Source organism: Armatimonadota bacterium (assembly GCA_037138755.1).
GTDB lineage: Bacteria > Armatimonadota > Fimbriimonadia > Fimbriimonadales > Fimbriimonadaceae > Fimbriimonas.
In genome coordinates this window covers 1,625,056-1,643,738 of sequence record JBAXHT010000001.1, presented here as the reverse complement: position 1 = coordinate 1,643,738, position 18,683 = coordinate 1,625,056, and the positions used below count along the sequence as shown (strand labels likewise).

The window sequence follows — 18,683 nt, the reverse complement described above, 5'->3', positions numbered from 1 at the left end:
ATATTTTCGGTTCACGATTCCATTTCGGAAAGTGCTCAGAGAAACATTTATGCCCCACTCAGTCGGTATTCAGGCTTTGTTCAGGATTGAAGCTTACAGTGGTTTGTTGGTTCAGTTGAGTTAATGAGTTCTACGATCTTTGCCATGGGCATCCCTACCGACCAGGTTGTCACCTCCTCCGATGTCGTATCCTGTCAGGAACTCCCAGACTGGGCACGGTTTCACAGCATGATGCAAGAAAACCAACAGATTTCGACCCGATACGAAACTGCAGATGAGCTCGAGCAATCCCTAATCGCCGTGCTTGGTGCTGTGGATTACGGCATTTTGCTCACCGATCTTGACCACCGGGCGATGGTTTGCAATCTTCAGTTCGGAAAGCTGTTCGGCTTGGATCCTGAAATGGTTGTGCATCACGATCCGAGCGAGGTCAGGCAACGAGTCTCTGTTCGAATTACGGACTACGAAGCTTGGGAAGAGAATCTGGAGGCGGTCTATGCAGACTCGGAGTACGAAGCCGAAGACCTCTTGACACTTAGGTCCCCCGTTCAAGTCCTGCGCCGCACAACGGCCCCGGTTCGCGACGCGAACGGCACGGTGAGTGGTCGCCTTTGGACCTTCCTGGACGTCACTGACTTGCATAGGCGCAGAGGCCAGTTGAGAGTTATACGAAAAGTTGCCTCCCTATTTGCCTCCGACCCCCAAGAAATCTGTCAGACGATTGCAAATGAGGTTTCTCAAATGTATGGAGCACTCGCGCTAGTATCGATTCTGGATAGCGGATATCTTCGATTTCACACCGCTGCAGGCATCCCCGAGGGAGCGCCGGAACTAACTGGAAACACCTTACAGGATTCTTTTTGTCAGTTTTGCATCGCTGCTGCCGAGCCGGTGGCTTTCCAAAACGTCGCCGAGCGGGAAGGGCTTGCAGAACTACTTCCGGGGCGCCTCGGGTTTACACGTTATGCTGGGGTCCCATTGTTTCGATCGACGGGCGAGATCATGGGAACCTTCTGTGTCCTGGACACGCATTCGGATCAGACGATTTACCCCGACGACCTGGATTTCCTCGGAGTCCTCGCCCGGCGCATCGGAGCCGAAGTCGAGAGGCAAGAACAAATCTTGCAGCTCGAGGCAAGGCTTAGTGCCAAGAGCGCAGAGCTTATGCTCGCTCAACAAAGGTTGGTCGACAGTGAGCGGTTGGCGATCACCGGAACATTGGCCGCATCGGTAGCTCACGACATCCGCAACATTGTTGCCTCCGCTAGCCTCCAGATCGATATGGTTTCGGAGCTCGAACCTGAATTGGCAGAGTCGGTTCAAGGCTCGCTTTCACGCTTCCAAGTCTTGGCTCACCGGTTGATGAGCTACGCTCGACCGAGCCAAGTCGCTCGCGAGCACACCGACCTCGTGAACACAATCTCAAAGGTGGTTGAGTTGATCGAGCCACAGTTTTCGATCTCAAACGTCGAACTCATCGTTGGAGAACCAAGCGAGCCGGTCGTCTTACAGGCAGACGAGGGTCGCCTTGAACACTTGTTTGTCAACCTGTTGATGAACGCGCTTCAAGCGACGCCAGAAGGTGGAAAGGTTTGGATTGAGTACGGTGAAAACGGAGCGGCAGTCGAGATTCGCGTGCGCGATACAGGTAGCGGGATCCCTGATGAGCTAAAAATGGGCCTATTCAAGCCTTTCTCCACAACCAAGCCTGATGGCTTCGGTCTAGGCCTTTACAGCTGTCAGTGCATTGTTCAGGATCATGGGGGGAGTATTGTGGTTGATTCTGGGGCGGGCGGAACAGTTTTTGCGGTGAGGCTCCCGAGGGCGATATGAACCAGATTCTTGTAATCGAAGACGACCGGTTTTTACAACGAAGCATCCGACAAGTTTTGGAAATGCGCGGGTTCACTGTTCGACTCAGTTCGACGGCAAGCGAAGGCTTCTTGGCAATTGCAGAAGCGGCTCCGGACCTACTGATCTTGGATTTGGGGTTGCCAGATGAGGATGGAATCTCCCTTTGCAAGCGGATACGACAAAAGTGGCGGTTTCCGATTGTGATTTTGTCGAGCCGATCCGATCTGACCGACAAAGTCATCGGCCTCGAAGTCGGTGCAGACGACTACTTGACGAAACCATTCGAAGCTGGCGAGCTCATTGCTCGGGTGCGGGCAAACTTGCGCCGCCATGAGGAGTATTCTGCCGTACCAAAAATGGATGAGGTTCTCACCGTTGGGCCTTTGCGAATGGACCTCGGGAGCCGAACCGTTTCAGTAAACGATCACGCCGTTCATCTCACCTCCCTGGAGTTCAAGTTGCTCTACTTGCTTGCAACAAATTCGGGCCGCGTCTTGGAGCGCGAGACCTTGTTTGAACAAGTCTGGGGCTACGATGATGACTTCAACTCGAACAGCCTGGAGGTATTTGTCTACCGCCTAAGGTCGAAGCTCGAAAAAGCAGCGGGGCTACGCATGATCGAGACCGTTCGCGGAGTTGGCTACCGGCTGACCTCGGGCTAGCTACTGCCCGTAGGTAGTGTGATATCGGTTCCACCACTTCTCAACCTCCGCTTCGGCAATCGGAATCGGCGCGCCCAACTGCAGACTCAGGTGTACGGTTTTGGCGACGTCCTCGATCATGATTGCGGCTTTGAGTGCCTTTTCTACAGTTTCGCCCCACGCGAAGACGCCGTGGTTTCCAAGCAGGATGGCTGGCCCACGGCTTCGGTGTTTGAGAATTGCTTCTCCGATATGGTCTCCCTCGTTGTCAATGTAAGGGGCACAGGGAATCTCGCCACCGAACTCGTCGCTGATGGCAGTCAGTACACACGGAATCGAGCGATGAGCGGCGGCGAACGCCGTTGCATAGTTACTATGGGTATGTACCACCGCGTTGATCGACGGGTCGTTTTTGAAGAGGTAGATGTGGTGGGAAAGGTCGACGCTCGGCTTGCGCTGGCCCTGGATCGCTTCTCCGGATACAAGATCAACTTCGACCATATCGGCAGGGATCATCGCGTCGTAGTCCATCCCGCTTGGCTTGATGTACAACCTTCCCGCTGATCGGTCTAGCCCACTGACATTGCCGCTGTGCATTGTCACCAATCCCGCCTTCGGCAGCATTCTATTTGCGTTACAAACTCGCTCTCGAAGGGTCATTTCAGGGCGTCCTTTTGGATCTGGATCAGTTGCTTCATGACTTGACTCAGGTCATTTTTGGTGCCCGATATGCCGAATGAGTCGTGAAGGAGAGAGTAAATTTCGTATAGCTTGTGATAGGTTGCCGCAGACTCGACAGACGGTAAATAGACCTTCTCCTTGGTTCCCGTCATTCTCTGGATAGCCGACAAAACATTCTCATGGGCACCAGCGGCAACGCTTGCCATGATCGCCGAGCCGAGCGCGCATGTCTGCGCACTTCGGCTAGTTTTGATCGGACGGTTCAAAATGTCGGCGTAGATTTGCATCGTAAGAGGACTCTTCTCACCGATGCCTCCGCACACAATCACTTCATTGATGGCGACACCTTCTTTCTCGATCTGGTCGATGATTTTCTTGGAGCCATAAGCGGTCGCTTCAATCAACGCTCGGTAGACCTCAGCACGTGTGGTGTGAAGTGTTTGTCCGACGATCAACCCGGTCAATAGTGGATCGACGAGGATGGTCCGGTTGCCGTTGTTCCAGTCTAGCGCGACGAGACCGCTTTCTCCCGGCTTGAGCCTCAGCGCCTCTTGGTTGAGGGTTGCGTGGTCGCTGCCGAACTGGTTGACCAGCCAATTGAAAAGGTCGCCAACCGCACTTTGACCCGCCTCAATTCCCATGTATCCGGGAACAACGGAACCGGGAACAACTCCGCATACGCCCTGGATATCAGGTGTGAACGCATCGCCGATCATGACATCGCAGGTGCTAGTGCCCATGATCTTAACAAGTGTTCCGGGTCGAACCCCGGAGCCAACGGCCCCGAGGTGAGCATCAAATGCTCCAACCGCAACGGTAACTCCTTGAGGAAGACCGAGCCTTTCGGCGTGTTCTGGTTGCAGAGTTCCGGCTGGTTGGTCCGCAGTACAGGTTCGGCCGAACAGCCGTTTCCGCAACTCTACCAAAGCGGGATCAAGCGTGCAAAGAAACTCCTCCGAGGGGAGGCCGCCCCAGTCCTCGTGGTACATGGCCTTGTGCCCGGCGGCACAGATTCCTCGGGGAATCTCGGCGGGTTTGGACTTCCCTACTAGCCATGCGGGGACGTAATCCTGGAGCTCGACCCAGGAGTCAGCCGCCGCGAAAACTTCGGGAGCAACCCGCTTACAGCGAAGAATTTTTGACCAGAACCACTCCGAGGAGTAGGTTCCACCGCACTTCTTCAGATAGGGATAGTCGACGGCTTTTTCGGTGATCTCGGCAGCTTCGGCGTAGCCGGTGTGGTCTTTCCATAGCCACGCCATAGCGTGGAGATTGCCTTTGAACTCAGGCTTGAGCGCAAGAGCTACACCTTCGGCGTCGACTGGTAACGGCGTCGAGCCAGTGGTATCGACGCCAATCCCGATAATCTGGCTCTTATCAATTTGGTCGGCATTCTCCAGTGCCAGCCGCACAGACTCGTAGAACCCCTTTTGGTAATCGGCCGGATTCTGACGAGCCAGATGCACGTCATTGGGATCAAGATGAACACCAGCTTCCCCGGTTTCATACTCCCAGACGCCAGTGCCGACCTCGTCGCCGTTGCTGATGTCAACGATCAGGGCTCGGACCGAGTTGGTTCCGTAATCGACTCCGATGGTGTATTGGGTGCTCATAAATGCTATTCCCGGCTTCTCGCCGGGAAATGTCGGGCCCGGCGAGACGCCGGAAGTGGTTAGCGGTGTCGGTAAGTCGCCCAGCCGAGGTAGTTGCTCATCGCTTCTTCAACGGCTCCTGCGACCTCCGAAAGGTTGAAGGCAACGTGGTGCTCGAAGCCATTTTCGCAGATGAACTTGAGGAGATTCTGCATGTTCGGAATCTCCGCAACCCCAAATCCACCGAAGGTGATCAGGTTGTCGTTGGTCAAGTTTCCTTCGCCAAGATAAGCGACAATGTCCCCGGAAAAGTCGTCCGTGGAGACCCGACAGAAGGTAAACGGACCGGTTTTCATTCGGCCAACGATGGTGCCGTAAGTGTTGTCTTTGCCAACAGTTCCCGCAATGATCTCCTGGTAATCCATCTTCTGCTCGGCAAACACTGAGTTCGGAAGGTTGGAACAGTGGAACACGACGCACTTATCGGGGTCGCCGCCATAGTTATTGTTCCAGTCGAGTAGTGCCGAAGGGCGATGCGAGGCGAGTTGCAGTGCGTACATCGAAACCGTACCGGCAACGTCGGTTTCGCATGCGCTGGACTTCAGTGAATCCGACATCATTGACATGATGGTGCATGGGACGACGCCGTAAAATTCTTCGAGCGACGTCCAGCATTGGATCGCGGTTGCGTCAATGCGATTGTCGGTTGACCAAGTGTCGATAGCCGCGCCGAGGCGAGCCATTTTGTCCAAGCTCTCAGCAGGAATTCCGTCGGTGTTGGTGTAAGCCCGAATCTTTTCGAGTTTGTCCTTCACCGTGGCGTCGGAAGACGTGAGCTTATTGGCCCAGCCGAGCACTTCCGAGAGATCAAGGGTTTCGACGGTGATCCCCGCTTGCTCGAACAGCTTCTCGCTATATCGCACCGTGTTAAATGCACCCGGCCGAGCACCGATTGCACCGATTCGGGCGCGGCGCAAGCCCTTTGTCACTCGGCAAGTAGCGGCAAACTTCTGAATGTCGCTTCGGAAGGAAGCCGACGTTGGATCAACGGTGTGCAGGTCCGTAAGGCTGTACTTGATGCCGTACTGCCGAAGGTTGTTGCAAACTGACATCTTTCCGCAGAAACTATCGCGGCGATCGGCAATTGTCATCCGCTTCGCGTCATCTGCAAAAGCGTGAATCAACACGGGAACATTCAAGTCGGCGAAACGGAGGGCGTTCGCAATAGCCCGTTCGTCGCCGAAGTTGGGGAGGGTCACCAAGACGCCGTCGATCTTATCCCGGTTCGCTCGGAACAGATCAGCGCAAGCATGAGCTTCCGCCAAAGACTCAACCGAACCCGCCGGAGAAGCGGTGTCGGGCAGTACAACAACATCGATACCCTCTTGCTCCAGAACCTCAAGAATCGTCTTTCGACCGCTCTCGCAGAGGTGAGTCGGGAAGAACCCTCGGTTGCCGATAATGACGCCTAGCGTGACTCTCTTCATGGTGAATGCGTCTATTTTGCACGATTTGATTTGACTGATGCTCCGATAAATCTACAAGCAACGCTATAAATATTCTATATGAAGAATATTCCTGTCCCATCGGCCATCGGAATGTATTCCGGCTTACTTGGTGTATGATTCTGGATACGTTATGTCGTTGAACCTGCGAGACCTCAACACAAACGAAAGTGCAGCGATATTTCGTGCCCTCTCGTCTGAATCCCGAATCCGCATTCTCGAACTCCTCAGCGAAGGAGAGATGAACATCAACGAGCTTTCTGCAGCTCTCGGACTCGCCCAGCCGAGCATCACAAAACACGTTCAAACCTTAGAAGAGGCCGGTCTGGTGATCAGCGACTACACTTCCGGGGTCCAGGGAATGCAAAAGCGCTGCCGACGAATCCACGACCGCATCGTTGTCGATCTCGGTGGAAAACCTAAAGACAAGGATTATGTTGTTGAAGTCGAGGTTCCCGTGGGTATGTATTCGCAGTTTGAGGTCACGCCAACATGCGGCTTGGCAACTCGCGACCGTATGATCGGCGTCATCGACGATCCTCTCGCCTTCAGCTTTCCAGATCGCGCAAAGGCAGAAATCCTCTGGTCGGGCGGCGGATTCGTCGAGTACGTCTTTCCCAACTCCTTGCCATTCACAACCGTGATCGATTCGATCGAGCTCGCCCTTGAGCTAAGTTCCGAAGCCCCAGGCTACGCGAACGATTACCCCAGCGACATTACGATCTGGATTAATGATGTTGAGATCGGCACCTGGATCTCTCCTGGCGATCCGGGCGGCGAAAAAGGTCGCCTCAACCCGCCGTGGTGGCAGGACTACATGAACCAGCACGGCTACTACAAAGTATTCAGCGTCGGTCCAACCGGAGCGTTTGTTGATGGCGAAAAGCTGAGCGATATCTCCATGGCTTCGATCAATGTGCAGCCGTGGCAAGCGACCAAGGTCCGCCTCGGAGTGAAGCATGATGCCGCGAACCAGGGCGGCTTTTCGCTTTTTGGTAAGGGATTTGGTTCCTTTGAAACGGATATCGTGTTTAAGATTCACCACTCTTCGAAGGGTGGCGACATCGCCCCAGCAAGAAAAGTCTTCCCATTCACGTAATCTATCGCTATACTTATTCCAGTTGAGCTATATTAAATTGCTCAGCGGTGTTTGCGGTGCAACAATGCTCGGAACTTTTGCAGTGGTGGCGATGATGATGACCTCAGATTGGTCGGCTTTTCCGGGCGATGGCTCGTTCGCGGAGGGGTCGGAGCATACTCACGACCCCGCCGTTCTCGAGTTTAACGGAACCTATGTTTCAGTTTCGACCAGCGGACAAGGGATGGGAGTCGTCAAGACAACCCGCGATTTCAAGACCTGGAAAACGTTTGGCCCGCTCTTGAAAGAGAACCCAGATTGGCTGAAGAAGCGCGTTCCTGAGCATCGCTCAGTTTGGGCACCGGACATCGTCGTCTACGGAAATAAGGTTCGCGTTTACTACTGTGCGAGCCGGTTCTTCGGCGGAAATGATTCGGTCATCGGATTCCTTGAAAACGATCACTTCGATCCAGAAAAGCCGACGGAGGGCTGGGTTGATCGGGGAGAAGTGATCGATAGTCGTAAGGATCGAAATTTTTACAACTGCATTGATGCCGAAATACTGATCGACCAAACGAAGAGACACTGGATGTTCTTCGGAAGCTATTTCGCGGGAATCTACTGCGTCGAACTCGATCCGACAACTGGAAAGATGCTCGATGTCACGGCTAAACCACCCTTTCAAGTCGCCCGAAACACAACTTCGCGCGAGAATGCGCTGGAAGGCTCCTGCGCGATGTACAAGGACGGATGGTACTACTTGTTCGTTTCCTACGGTCTCGCCGCGCAGGGCGTACGAAGTACTTACCAGATGATGGTGGGTCGCTCCAGAGAGCCGAACGGTCCCTACGTCGATGCCGACGGTAAGGCGATGACAGAAGGTGGCCACGTCAGCCTCCTCAAAACCTCGCCACCGATGTTCTCGCCCGGGCATAACGAGGTCTTGCAGGATTCAAAAGGACGTTGGCTGACCAGCTACCACTTTTACGACGGGAGAAAGTATTGGACCGACGGGAAGTGGGGGCTTCCTCGGGTTCAAGTGAGGGAGATGTTTTGGGGTGAGGACGGCTGGCCAGTACCTGGACTGCCACTCGAACATCTCGCCGCAACGCCACTAAAAGAGCAAATGAGCTTTGGCGGAAAATGGGCACATCAGGCCGACTTCGGGAACATCGACGAAATCCACTTCCTGCCAAAGGGTGAATTCCAAAGCGGAGATCGGAAGGGCAAGTGGAAGCTGACAAAGGACAAACTCACCCTGCAATGGCCCAAACGCGAAGATCCGAAGGATTTCTGGGAAGACGTGGTGACCTTGCACTATCAAGGTAACTATTACGTGGGTCGAACGCAAGCGGGACTCGTCGTGCGAGGCTATCGGATCGGAGACTAGACGATGACCGCTCGCACAGGAATCGGGTTGCTTCTGGGGCTCTGCCTCGGGCTCTCGGTTGTGCGCGGTGACTTTTCTTGCGGATCACTTGCGGTAACAAAAACCCCGATCACGTTTTGGAACGGCTTTACCGGTCCTGATGGCCGGGTGATGCTAGAGATGATTCGTGACTTCAACCGCGCGAACCCCGATGTCGAGGTCACGATGCAACGGATTCCCTGGGCGTTGTATTACAACAAAGTGATGGTCTCAGGCCTCGACGGCCGAGGGCCGGACGTGTTCGTCATCCATGCTTCGGCGCTGACGCGAATGCACCGGGCGGGGGTTTTGGCTCCGATGGATTCGCTCTTTGAATCCGCGATTCCTGCGGACGACTTTGACCCCTACGTCGTCGAGCAAACAAAGTTTGAAGGGAAACGCTTCTGCGTCCCGCTGGACATTCACCCGCAGGGGATGTTTCTGAACAAAGATATGCTGCGCGGTGCCGGACTTAGCGCGCCGCCGAAAGACCGCGAGGAGTTCTTGCGAGCCGCAAAAGCCATGCTATCGAAGGACACCTTCGGATACGCCCTCACGGCGTGGAACAACAACTTCCTTTCTCTCATTCCTCAGTTCGACGGTCACTATCTGGGATCGGACGGGAAGGCAGACTTAGATTGCCCCCAGAACATCGAGGCCCTTGAGTTTTTGGGTTCTCTCAAAAAGGATTTCAACCTGATTCCTCCACCCGACAATCAGCTCGGCTGGGTGGGTTTCCGCCAGAAAAAGGTCGGGATGGTCTGGGATGGCATCTATATGCTCGGCGACCTTCTGCGGCTCGAAGGCATGAACTACATGGGAGCGCCCATTCCGGTAATCGGAAAACACGCTGGCACCCTCGCAGATTCGCACACCCTATGTTTCCGCCCAAAAATGTCGCCAAAGCAACGCGAGGCTTCAGAGCGTTTCGTCAAGTATCTCTCAGCCAACTCGCTACGATGGGCCGCCGCTGGTCAGGTGCCTGCCCGGCGTTCGGTGCGCGAGCTGCCCGAGTTCAAAGAATTGCACGTTCAGGCGGCTTTCGCCGAGCAGATTCCGACAATGATGTACTTCCCTCGCATCCCGGTTTTGTTCGAGATGGGAGTGGAGATCAACCTCGCGGTTGAAAAAGTAATTCGGGGTCGGGCAACGGCAAAAGACGCCCTCAAGATCGCCGACGAGAACACCCAAAAAGCAATGGATCGAGACGCCGAGCAACACCGCAAGGCGGTGACTCCTTGACCTGGAAAAAGCGGCAGCAAATGACGGGATACCTGTTTTTGGCTCCCTACGCCTTATCGTTTTCGATGTTTTTAGTCCTACCGATCTTGGTTGCGTTGGTGCTCTCCGTCATGCAGTTCGACCTCACCTCCACCGAGCAGATCCGGTTCGTGGGAACTCAGAATTTTATCGATGCCTGGAAAGACGATTACGTCAAACAGGCAATGGTGGCGACCGCGCGATATGTGCTCCTGTTCGTCCCTTCTCTCCTCGTTCTTGCCTTGGCGATGGCGATGGGATTGAACGCATTGAAGCGCGGTCGAAACCTGTTTAGGGGAATGATCTTCCTACCGGGGATCTTCACCATCGCTGTCACCGCAATCCTTTGGCAGTTCTTCTACAACCTGGAGTTCGGTTTTTTCAACTGGGTGATCAAGCAACTAGGTGGGACAGCGGTTCCCTGGCTAAGCGAGAAATCGCTGGCAATGCCAAGCATCGTTTTGATGTCCCTTTGGTGGCTGAGCGGGGGAACAACGGTCATTTTGTTGGCCTCACTTCAGCAGATTCCGACGATGTACCACGAAGCCGCGGCCCTCGATGGCGCGGGAGGCTGGCAGACGTTTTCGAAGATCACCATGCCGCTGATCAAACCGGTGCTACTGTTTACGGTTCTGACGAACACCATTGGGGCGTTCCAGATGTTCCCACAGGCTTCACTGCTGACCCAAGGCGGACCCGAACTTTCGACTCGGGGAACGGTGCAATACATCTACGAAATTGCCTTCCAGCAATATCGCCTTGGGTACGCAGCCGCGATTAGTTGGATGCTCACGGCGGTGATTATGGTCTTCGGAGTGATCCAGTTTGTTGCAATGCGGAGGAACGCTTCGCAATGAAGAAGCTGCTTTGGGTCGTGATGTTGTTAGTCGCATTCGCGTTCACCTTTCCAATAGTGATGATGTTCCTGACCTCGTTTAAGGCAGAGGGTGAAGTGCTCAATCCGGCGTCGGTGATCCCCAAGGTATGGACGTCGGAGAACTATCGCAACGTCCTCGAATGGTCAGAGGAAGCCCCTTTTGGACGATGGTTGCTGAACAGCGTTTTTGTTTCGTCCTCGGTCACTCTGCTTGTTCTAACCCTATCTTCGATGGCGGCATTTGCGATTACTCGCCTCAAAGTGAAGGGCGGAAGCGCATTTCTTGGTGCCGTTGTCTTCTCGATGATGGTCCCAGGACAACTGTTCCTGGTACCGGTTTACTTCATCTTGAGCAAGCTTCACTGGCTAGATACTCCAGCGGCCCTCATCGTTCCGGCAACGGCTGGCGGATTTGGGGTGTTTATGTTGTCGCAGTTCATGCGGTCGGTCCCTTCGGCGGTGGAAGAGGCTGCCCTAATCGACGGCTGCTCACCAGCGCAAGTTTTTGCAAACGTGACTTTGCCGCTGTGCGCTCCGGCTCTGGCGACTCTCGGAGTGCTGACCTTCATTGGCTCCTGGAACGACTACGTCTCGCCGCTTGTGTACATGGATTCGGTGCGAAACTATACGCTTCCCGTGGGCATCGCGATGTACCAGGCATCCTATTACACGGAGTATGGCCGCACACTCGCGACCAGCGTCTTAGCCTCGATACCGCTCCTCATCGTCTTCCTCGTTTTTCAAAAGCAGATTGTCGAAAGCATGGCCTCGTCCGGCCTCAAGGACTGATTACGATTCAATGAAAACAAGCACACTTCATTTGCATACATCCTTCCAAATTGCCGAGGTCGATCCTCGCGTGTTTGGTGGCTTCTTAGAACACCTTGGGCGCGCCGTTTATGAGGGCGTTTACGAGCCGACTTCTGCGCACGCTGATGAGCACGGTTGCCGAACCGACGTTCTTGAAGCACTCAAACGGTTGCGGTTCACGGCGATGCGGTATCCCGGCGGAAACTTCGTCAGCGGGTACCACTGGGAAGACGCGGTGGGCCCTCGAGAAAATCGCCCGATCACCCGGGATTTGGCCTGGCAGTCATTAGAGTCGAACCAGTTCGGACCGAACGAGTTCTTGGAGCTTTCGAAGCGGATGGACTGGACGCCGATGATGGCAGTCAACCTCGGAACTGGGACTCCCGAGGAGGCGCGAAACTGGCTGGAATACTGCAACATTCAGGGACCATCCAAGTACGCGGCGAGACGCGAGGAGCACGGGTACGCCAACCCGTTTGACGTCAAGCTTTGGTGCTTGGGGAACGAGATGGACGGCCCGTGGCAGATTGGCCACGTTCCCGCAGAAACCTACGCGATCCAGGCCCAGCAGACGGCGCGCATGATGAAGATGGTCGATTCGTCGATTGAACTAGTCGTTTGTGGTTCGTGCGCCCCAGATTTGCCCACCTACCTCGAGTGGGACCGAAAGGTGTTGGAACATTGTAAAAACGATGTCGAGTACATTTCGCTTCACCGGTATGTGGGGAACTCCAAGAACGATACTCCGAACTTTCTGGCGGTGACAAACTCGATTGACGAGCAGATCGAGGCGATGGACTCGATCTGTCAGTCGGTGGCCCATACGAAAAAGCTCAAAAAGCCAGTCAAGCTGAGCTTTGACGAATGGAACGTCTGGTACCGAGCCAGGGACGGAGTTCACAGCGACGGTGCTGGCAAGTTCGCCCCCCACTTGCTGGAAGAGGAGTACAACCTGGAGGATGCGCTCGTCGCGGCGGGCTTCCTCAATAGCTTTATCCGCCACGCGGATTCGGTGAAGATCGCGAACATCGCGCAGATCGTTAACGTGATCGCTCCGCTTCTGACTCGGGGGGATGAGATGGTCTACCAGACCATTTTCTATCCGATCGAGATGATGGCGAAGCGACGCGAAGGGATTGCGCTTCACGTGCGGTTGGATGGTCCTTCGTATGCTTCTGCAGATTATGGAGACGCGACCTACATCGACTCCAGCGCGATCCTGAACGGGGATGAACTGAGCGTGTTCCTGGTGAACCGCGACCTTTCGTCTTCGCACGAAGTGACGGTTAGGGTCGGAGATCGCGCGATTGTTGCCTCTTTGAACGGCGAGCTGTTGACGGGAACGGATCCCAAGGCGGCGAACACCTTTGACTCACCCAACACGATTGTCGCTCGGGATTTTGAGGCGTCGGTTGGCGGCGGGGTTGCGACAGTGAAGCTACCGCCAATGTCGATGCATGCCGGGACGTTCAAGTTGAGTTAATCCTCACGCCGTAAATCCCCTCTCCATGAATGGAGAGGGGACTTATCAGACTCCCTTCAAAACCCTAACCCCAAACAGCCCACCGGCCCAACCGTTGGGCTTTTCGGCTTGGAGCTTGATCGTCACTTTGGACTTCCCTTTCAGCATTTCTGGAGTCAACTTCAAAGTCCTATCGAAGAACTTCTCGGCCGGTTGACCGTTTCCACTGTGGGTCTCCCAAACTGCGCCGTCCAACAGAACGTCGAACGTGCGGCGGTCTCCACCCCAATAGGTGAAGACGACGTCTTGAGTCTTACTCGGATCGACCTTCAGGTCGAACGAGAACCAGCCGCCGTTCCAGGCGTGGCGGCACTTTCGACCCTGCCACTCAGCGGGGCCGCTGAGCTCGCTTTGAACGTTGTGATCCCTTTCCGCTTGCATCTCGCCGGGTTGGAACCAGTCGAGCGTTCGGGCGTTGAGCGCAGCTTCTTCGGCCTCTTTCTTGCGGAACTCGGCCTCCCGGTTCTCCCAGTCTTGGTGAGTGAACACATCAAGATAGGCACTGTACCGCTCGTGCTGAATGTCAAAGAATGGGCGGAACGCGAGGTCGGTCGGTAGCAGATTCCCGACCGAGTGCCACGTCCGAGGACCAGTTTTCTTCAGCCATTGCTCGACTGGACGGTCGTCTTTGATGAAAACGGGGGATCGTTCGCCCGGCTTCTCCTCGGTTGAACCCCATTCGGCGACCAGAAGAGTTGGGCCATACATCAGGGCGACGCGGTTGGGGTTATCGGGCATCGGTACGGTTCGGAGCGCCATCGGGATTTTGAGTTCGAGCGATTGAACCCCCTTGAACTCGTGGTCGTACACAAGCCATTCTCCAGCTTTCGCCGTGATCTTATCGCCACCAAAACTCAGTGACATCCCCTTCGACGCCCAGGCTGGAGCGCGGAAGTTTAGTTTCAGCTTAGTCGCCTTCGTCGCATCAATCTGAACCGTTATTGTGTCTGAGTTGGGGTACTCGGTGATCAGCGTTATGGTCGCGCCTTGCTCTTTCCAGGTGAGATGCGAAGGCGTGTACTGATTGACCCAAAGTTCGTTACCGCGGTGGTAATAGATTCCCTCACCGTACTTGGCGTGGTTCTCCATTCCGGTCCCTCGGCAGCAAGTGAAGTCTTCAGTTGGATCAGTGTAGGTCTTCTTGGCACCGGCCTTCAAAGGCACAAAGTAGGTGACTCCGCCCGTTTCGAGGTCCTCGCTGGTGAGGATATGGTTGAGCTGCGCTTGCTCATAATAATCGCCCAGACGGGTGGAAGGCGACCACTGAAACAGGTGGTCGGTCAGCTTGAGCATATTGTAGGTGTTGCAAGTTTCCGCGTTGGTCGTCCCGAGCCGCTCGCTCAGTTTTCCGGCAGGACCGAAGTGCTCGCCAAGGCCGTGGCCACCCATGGCGTAGGTGTGATCTTCGATGACCTCGTTCCAGAAGTTCTTTGAGATCGCCTCGAATCGCATGTCTCCGGTGGCTTCGTAGAGTCGAGCGGTCCCGAGGATTTTAGGGATTTGGGTATTCCCGTGCCTACCTGCCAACTTTCGCTCGCCTTTTTCGAGGGGACCCAGAATCTCCTTGTGGTGAAACTTCTTGGCCAATTCCAGATGGAGCGGATTTTTAGTGATTGAATAGAGATCGGCAAACGACTCGTTCATGCCGCCATGCTCGCAAGCGAGCATCTTTTGCCAGTCTTCGTCGGAAAACTCTTTTGTGAGTTCCTGAGTCCATTCAGCGTTTTTGTTTAGGACTTCCAGTGCCTGCTTATTGCCGGTTTGGTGATAGGTGTCAAGTAGGCCAGCGAGCGTCTTATGGATGTTGTACCAGGGCACCCAATTGCCATTGAGGTCAAATCCTTGGCTACGGATGTCCCTCTTTTTGAGTTCGGCAAAGATGCGAGCAGCATCGGGCATCCCGCCGAGGAAGCCGCTCTTGGCGGCTGTCTGGCATTCCGCAAGTTCCTTTACGATCGTCTTTGTCCGCTCGAGCATCACAGGATCGCCAGTGGCGCCGTACATGAGCGCACAAGCAGAAAGATAGTGCCCAAGCGAGTGCCCCTCAATCCCCATCGCCTCCCATCCGCCATAGCGAGGTTTGGGCGGGGTGATCCCCGAGTTAACGTAAAACCCGTGCAGGAGCCGAATCGGGTCAAGGGACTTCAAGTACTTGAGGTCAACTTGCTGCCGATCCGCCTGCATTCCAAAGACGCGCACAGCGCTCAATGGAAAAGGCTGAACTTCTTGCACATTTGGCTTCATGAGCATGAGGGAAAGCGTTGCGAAGATCATGGCGAAGATGAGTGCAGGACGTGGCGCGGACTCTTAGCCTGTACCTTATCACATGTGAAAACGCACCTGACCGAAAACAGGTCAGGTGCGTTCACATCGGTGACTAACGACCTGTTGGTCTTTGTGGACCGCCCGAGGCGCCAGGGGTACCAGGAGGGGGGCCCGCTGAGCCAGGTGCGCCTGGGTTGTGACCCGCGTTACCACGCTCAAGGAGTTCTTTGTCGCTCAATGGAGCCATTTCATTTTTGTCTCCTCCACCGGAACAACCGGGAAGAAGTAGCAATGCTAGAAGACCGAACACAAAGATTTGAATTGGAGTTGTTTTCATTGATTATTATCGCGATAAGCTCCGAGTGGGAACCTTGCAGGTTCCCACTCAAAGGTGTGGTTAGATGCCGCTTGGGTCTGCGTTCCCGTACGTCCACCATTGATTAGGGTTCGTTCGCGGGTCTTGCATTGTCTGGGTATTCGGTACGTCTAGGTTTCCAGGACCGAACTGGTGGACAGTGCCAGCGATTCCGTAGTGTCGGAACTGGATTGCCTTTCTGTCGAAAGTCTTTGCGTGACCATCACACCATGCGTAGTTTGCCTTGGATCCGAAACTGATTCCGACCCAGTTGATGTCGATTCCGTTTGCGATGAGCGGACCGGCTAGTGGGTACAAGGGAGTTGGCTGCACGATCGACTCTCGGGTCGTGGTTGCCTTGTCGACCAAGTAGATCGTATTGGCGGGGTCCGAATAGGAGGTTTGGCTAATACCAAGCACGATGCCGTTTGCCGCGTAGCTACCGTTTCCAGCGCCAGCCTTGTTTCGGTACCCGTAAGTGCCGTTGGGATCGTTGGGTGCAGCCGGGTTCTTGAAGATGTCGAGGTTCTTCATGTACGGCATGGTTTCTCGGCTCCAGTTGTTGCCTTCGGTCGGATCCATGAATCCTAGGTCCTTTCCGGAACCTGCGAACCAGTAGAGCCAGCCCCCAGCGTCTCGGAACTGGGCAACGCTGACATCATCGCTGTCTCCTTGGTACAAGATCGCAGACGTTGCTTGCTGCTTCAAGTTTGAAAGGTCAGAAGCCTTTTTCGCCGCAAGCTTGGCTTGCGCGAAGACCGGGAACAGGATGGCGGCGAGGATCGCGATAATCGCGATGACGACGAGGAGCTCAATTAGGGTGAATGCTCGTTTTGTGTTTTGCATGAATTTTCCTCAGTGAAAATATCAATCGTTCGATGATTGCTTGGGACCTTGATGGATCAGGGATTAGACTAAACCAATCGGGCTTAGTTCCATTATAGTATGGTTATTCTTCATTTGGAATATATTTTGAACAAAATTCTTATTCCTGGGTCGTTATGCTCGGGCGTTGAACCTAGATGATCAGCATTGAGTCCCCAAAACTGAGGAAACGGTAGCGGTTCCGGACCGCTTCGTCGTAGGCAATCAGAATGTTCTCCCGTCCCGCCAGGGCGGAGATCATCAGCAACATGGTTGTTTTAGGGAGGTGGAAGTTGGTGAACATTCCGTCGATGGCGCGGAACTTGTACCCTGGGGTGATAAAGATTCGGGACTCTTGACGCCCGGGTTCGATCTCTCCGGCATGGGTGGCAAACGATTCGAGAGTTCGGACGGAGGTCGTACCGACGGCGATGAGTCTTCCCTTTCGTTCGTTGATTCGCTGAGCGGCCTGCGGGGAGACTTCGCAAATCTCGCCATGCATTTGGTGATTGGTGACGTCGTCTGTTTGGATGGGCCGGAAGGTGTCGATTCCGACATGCAGAGTGACCTCGACGATGTCGACGCCCTTGGCTTTAATCTGATCGAGGATCTCGGGGGTGAAGTGGAGACCAGCAGTTGGGGCAGCGGCGGAGCCGGGGTGCTGGGCGATGACGGTTTGGTACCGCTCTTTGTCGTCCAACGATTCGGTGATGTATGGCGGTAGGGGAACTGTTCCGGCTTCGTCCATTGCCAGATAAATGTTTTCCGCTGAGGAGAATCGGATCAGACGAGTTGTCTCGTCAGTTTGACCCACAAGTTCAGCAACGAGGCGAGGGCTGATGCTGATTGGGTCACCCAGTTTAAGCCGCTTGGCGGGTTTGACCAGGCATTCGAAGACTCCTTGCTCAAGCTCCTTAAGGGCGAGAATCTCGATTTTTGCCCCGGTGGATTTCTCGCCGATGAACCGCCACGCGTTGACTCGGGTGTTATTGAGAACGAGCACATCACCTTCATTGAGGAGGCCGGGACAGTTTCGGAATTGGAGGTGGGCGACGTCTCCGGAAGCTTTGTCAAGGTGAAGAAGGCGCGAGGCGGCACGATCGCTCAGCGGAGTCTGGGCGATCAGTTCTTCCGGAAGGTGATAGTCGAAATCGCTTAGACGTACCATTCAAATGCCTCGATCAGTTGGTGCAGGTCGGATATATATGGCTTTTCGGAACGTAAACGGGTTCGGTCGAGAAGTGCGACGGGAATCCCGGCTTGGGTCGCGCCTTCGAAATCGTCGATCGGGTCATCACCGACGTGGAAGCATTCACTCGGAGTGACTCCGAAATGATCGAGAGCGATCTGAAAGAATCGGGGATCGGGTTTTTCTACTCCATGTTCCAGTGAGGCGAAGACCGCGTCAAACTCGTACCCCAGCCCATGCCCTTCAAGGCATTGATGCAAAGAGTGGTCCCAGTTACTCAGCACCGCAACCTTGATCCCCATTTCTTGGAGAGCCCGCACCGCAGGCAAGGCGTCATCGAACAGCTTAAAGGTCTTCGAAGGTGGCCGAAAAATCTCCTTTTCACCGATCAAGTGGAGTTCCAAAGGGTTCTGCCCTTCGATCCCCAGAGCCGCGAGCCAATCCGCGACCTGCTGAACCCAAAATTCTCGCCACGGAAGAAACGACCGCTTCTGGTTCATCAGCCAGAATTCCGGAAGTTTCGGCAAGAAGATCTCCATATACTTCTCAGAAGCTCCATCAGGGAGCTCGAGCCCGGCTATTTCGGCGCAGCGCACCGCGAACGTGTGCGGCTGCCAATCCGTCCAGATCAGGGTGTTGGCGCAGTCGAAGGTGACGAGCTTAGGTTGCATGGAGAGAACATCTGGTCTTTTGACCTAGCCTTAAAGTATGGGCGCAACCGGGTTAAGTGTTGTGCGTATACATATCTGAAACAAGCGCAAACACGCTAAACTAGAGCCGTA

At 54.7% G+C, this 18,683-nt stretch carries 15 protein-coding genes; 8 read left to right on the top strand and 7 right to left on the bottom strand.

All coding sequences use genetic code 11. The features are described from left to right. The first annotated feature begins 123 nt into the window (after positions 1-123). Together WCK51_07815 and WCK51_07810 are read left to right on the top strand one after the other, a co-directional pair. Entirely contained in the window at positions 124-1,833 is a 1,710-nt protein-coding gene (locus tag WCK51_07815; GenBank protein MEI7576784.1) for an ATP-binding protein, read from the top strand. Next, a complete protein-coding gene (locus WCK51_07810) occupies positions 1,830-2,516 on the top strand; it encodes a response regulator transcription factor (GenBank protein MEI7576783.1) in 687 nt (228 codons plus the stop codon). Before WCK51_07815 ends, WCK51_07810 begins: the two co-directional genes overlap by 4 nt. Here WCK51_07810 and WCK51_07805 read toward each other — a convergent pair whose 3' ends face one another. From WCK51_07805 to WCK51_07795, 3 genes are read right to left on the bottom strand one after another with little or no spacing between them, the layout of a single operon-like run. Beyond that, entirely contained in the window at positions 2,517-3,155 is a 639-nt protein-coding gene (locus tag WCK51_07805) for an L-ribulose-5-phosphate 4-epimerase (protein ID MEI7576782.1), read from the bottom strand. It lies immediately after the preceding gene. Next, positions 3,152-4,789 carry a ribulokinase gene (locus tag WCK51_07800; protein MEI7576781.1) on the bottom strand — a complete coding sequence of 546 codons (1,638 nt, stop codon included), beginning with the start codon at positions 4,787-4,789 and terminating at the stop codon, positions 3,152-3,154. Before WCK51_07800 ends, WCK51_07805 begins: the two co-directional genes overlap by 4 nt. 59 nt (positions 4,790-4,848) lie before the next feature. Further along, complete coding sequence (locus tag WCK51_07795; protein MEI7576780.1) at positions 4,849-6,255, bottom strand: L-fucose/L-arabinose isomerase family protein; 1,407 nt, start codon at positions 6,253-6,255, stop codon at positions 4,849-4,851. Between the two features lie 151 nt (positions 6,256-6,406). Between WCK51_07795 and WCK51_07790 the strand changes: the two genes are divergently transcribed. From WCK51_07790 to WCK51_07765, 6 genes are read left to right on the top strand one after another with little or no spacing between them, the layout of a single operon-like run. Then, positions 6,407-7,372 carry a metalloregulator ArsR/SmtB family transcription factor gene (locus tag WCK51_07790; GenBank protein ID MEI7576779.1) on the top strand — a complete coding sequence of 322 codons (966 nt, stop codon included), beginning with the start codon at positions 6,407-6,409 and terminating at the stop codon, positions 7,370-7,372. A 22-nt stretch (positions 7,373-7,394) separates the two neighbouring features. Next, entirely contained in the window at positions 7,395-8,741 is a 1,347-nt protein-coding gene (locus tag WCK51_07785; GenBank protein MEI7576778.1) for an arabinan endo-1,5-alpha-L-arabinosidase, read from the top strand. A 3-nt stretch (positions 8,742-8,744) separates the two neighbouring features. After that, on the top strand, positions 8,745-10,001 hold the full coding sequence (locus WCK51_07780) for an ABC transporter substrate-binding protein (protein MEI7576777.1): 1,257 nt from the start codon (positions 8,745-8,747) through the stop codon (positions 9,999-10,001). Between the two features lie 20 nt (positions 10,002-10,021). Next, positions 10,022-10,876: a sugar ABC transporter permease gene (locus WCK51_07775; protein ID MEI7576776.1), complete on the top strand. Its 855-nt coding sequence runs from the start codon at positions 10,022-10,024 to the stop codon at positions 10,874-10,876. Further along, a complete protein-coding gene (locus tag WCK51_07770) occupies positions 10,873-11,685 on the top strand; it encodes a carbohydrate ABC transporter permease (GenBank protein MEI7576775.1) in 813 nt (270 codons plus the stop codon). Before WCK51_07775 ends, WCK51_07770 begins: the two co-directional genes overlap by 4 nt. A gap of 10 nt (positions 11,686-11,695) precedes the next feature. Next, positions 11,696-13,189, top strand: coding sequence for an alpha-L-arabinofuranosidase C-terminal domain-containing protein (locus WCK51_07765; GenBank protein ID MEI7576774.1), 1,494 nt, complete (start codon positions 11,696-11,698; stop codon positions 13,187-13,189). 45 nt (positions 13,190-13,234) lie between these two features. Here the strand turns inward: WCK51_07765 and WCK51_07760 are convergent, their stop codons facing one another. The 4 genes from WCK51_07760 to WCK51_07745 form a co-directional block, all read right to left on the bottom strand. Then, positions 13,235-15,502, bottom strand: a complete 2,268-nt coding sequence (locus WCK51_07760; GenBank protein MEI7576773.1) for a beta-L-arabinofuranosidase domain-containing protein — start codon at positions 15,500-15,502, stop codon at positions 13,235-13,237. A 388-nt stretch (positions 15,503-15,890) separates the two neighbouring features. Further along, the gene (locus WCK51_07755) at positions 15,891-16,694 is read right to left on the bottom strand and encodes a prepilin-type N-terminal cleavage/methylation domain-containing protein (protein MEI7576772.1); all 804 of its coding nucleotides are present in this window, start codon (positions 16,692-16,694) and stop codon (positions 15,891-15,893) included. Positions 16,695-16,866: 172 nt separating this feature from the next. Then, entirely contained in the window at positions 16,867-17,880 is a 1,014-nt protein-coding gene (gene queA, locus WCK51_07750; GenBank protein MEI7576771.1) for a tRNA preQ1(34) S-adenosylmethionine ribosyltransferase-isomerase QueA, read from the bottom strand. Further along, entirely contained in the window at positions 17,868-18,572 is a 705-nt protein-coding gene (locus WCK51_07745; protein ID MEI7576770.1) for an HAD-IA family hydrolase, read from the bottom strand. Before WCK51_07745 ends, queA begins: the two co-directional genes overlap by 13 nt. Positions 18,573-18,683: the final 111 nt, after the last annotated feature.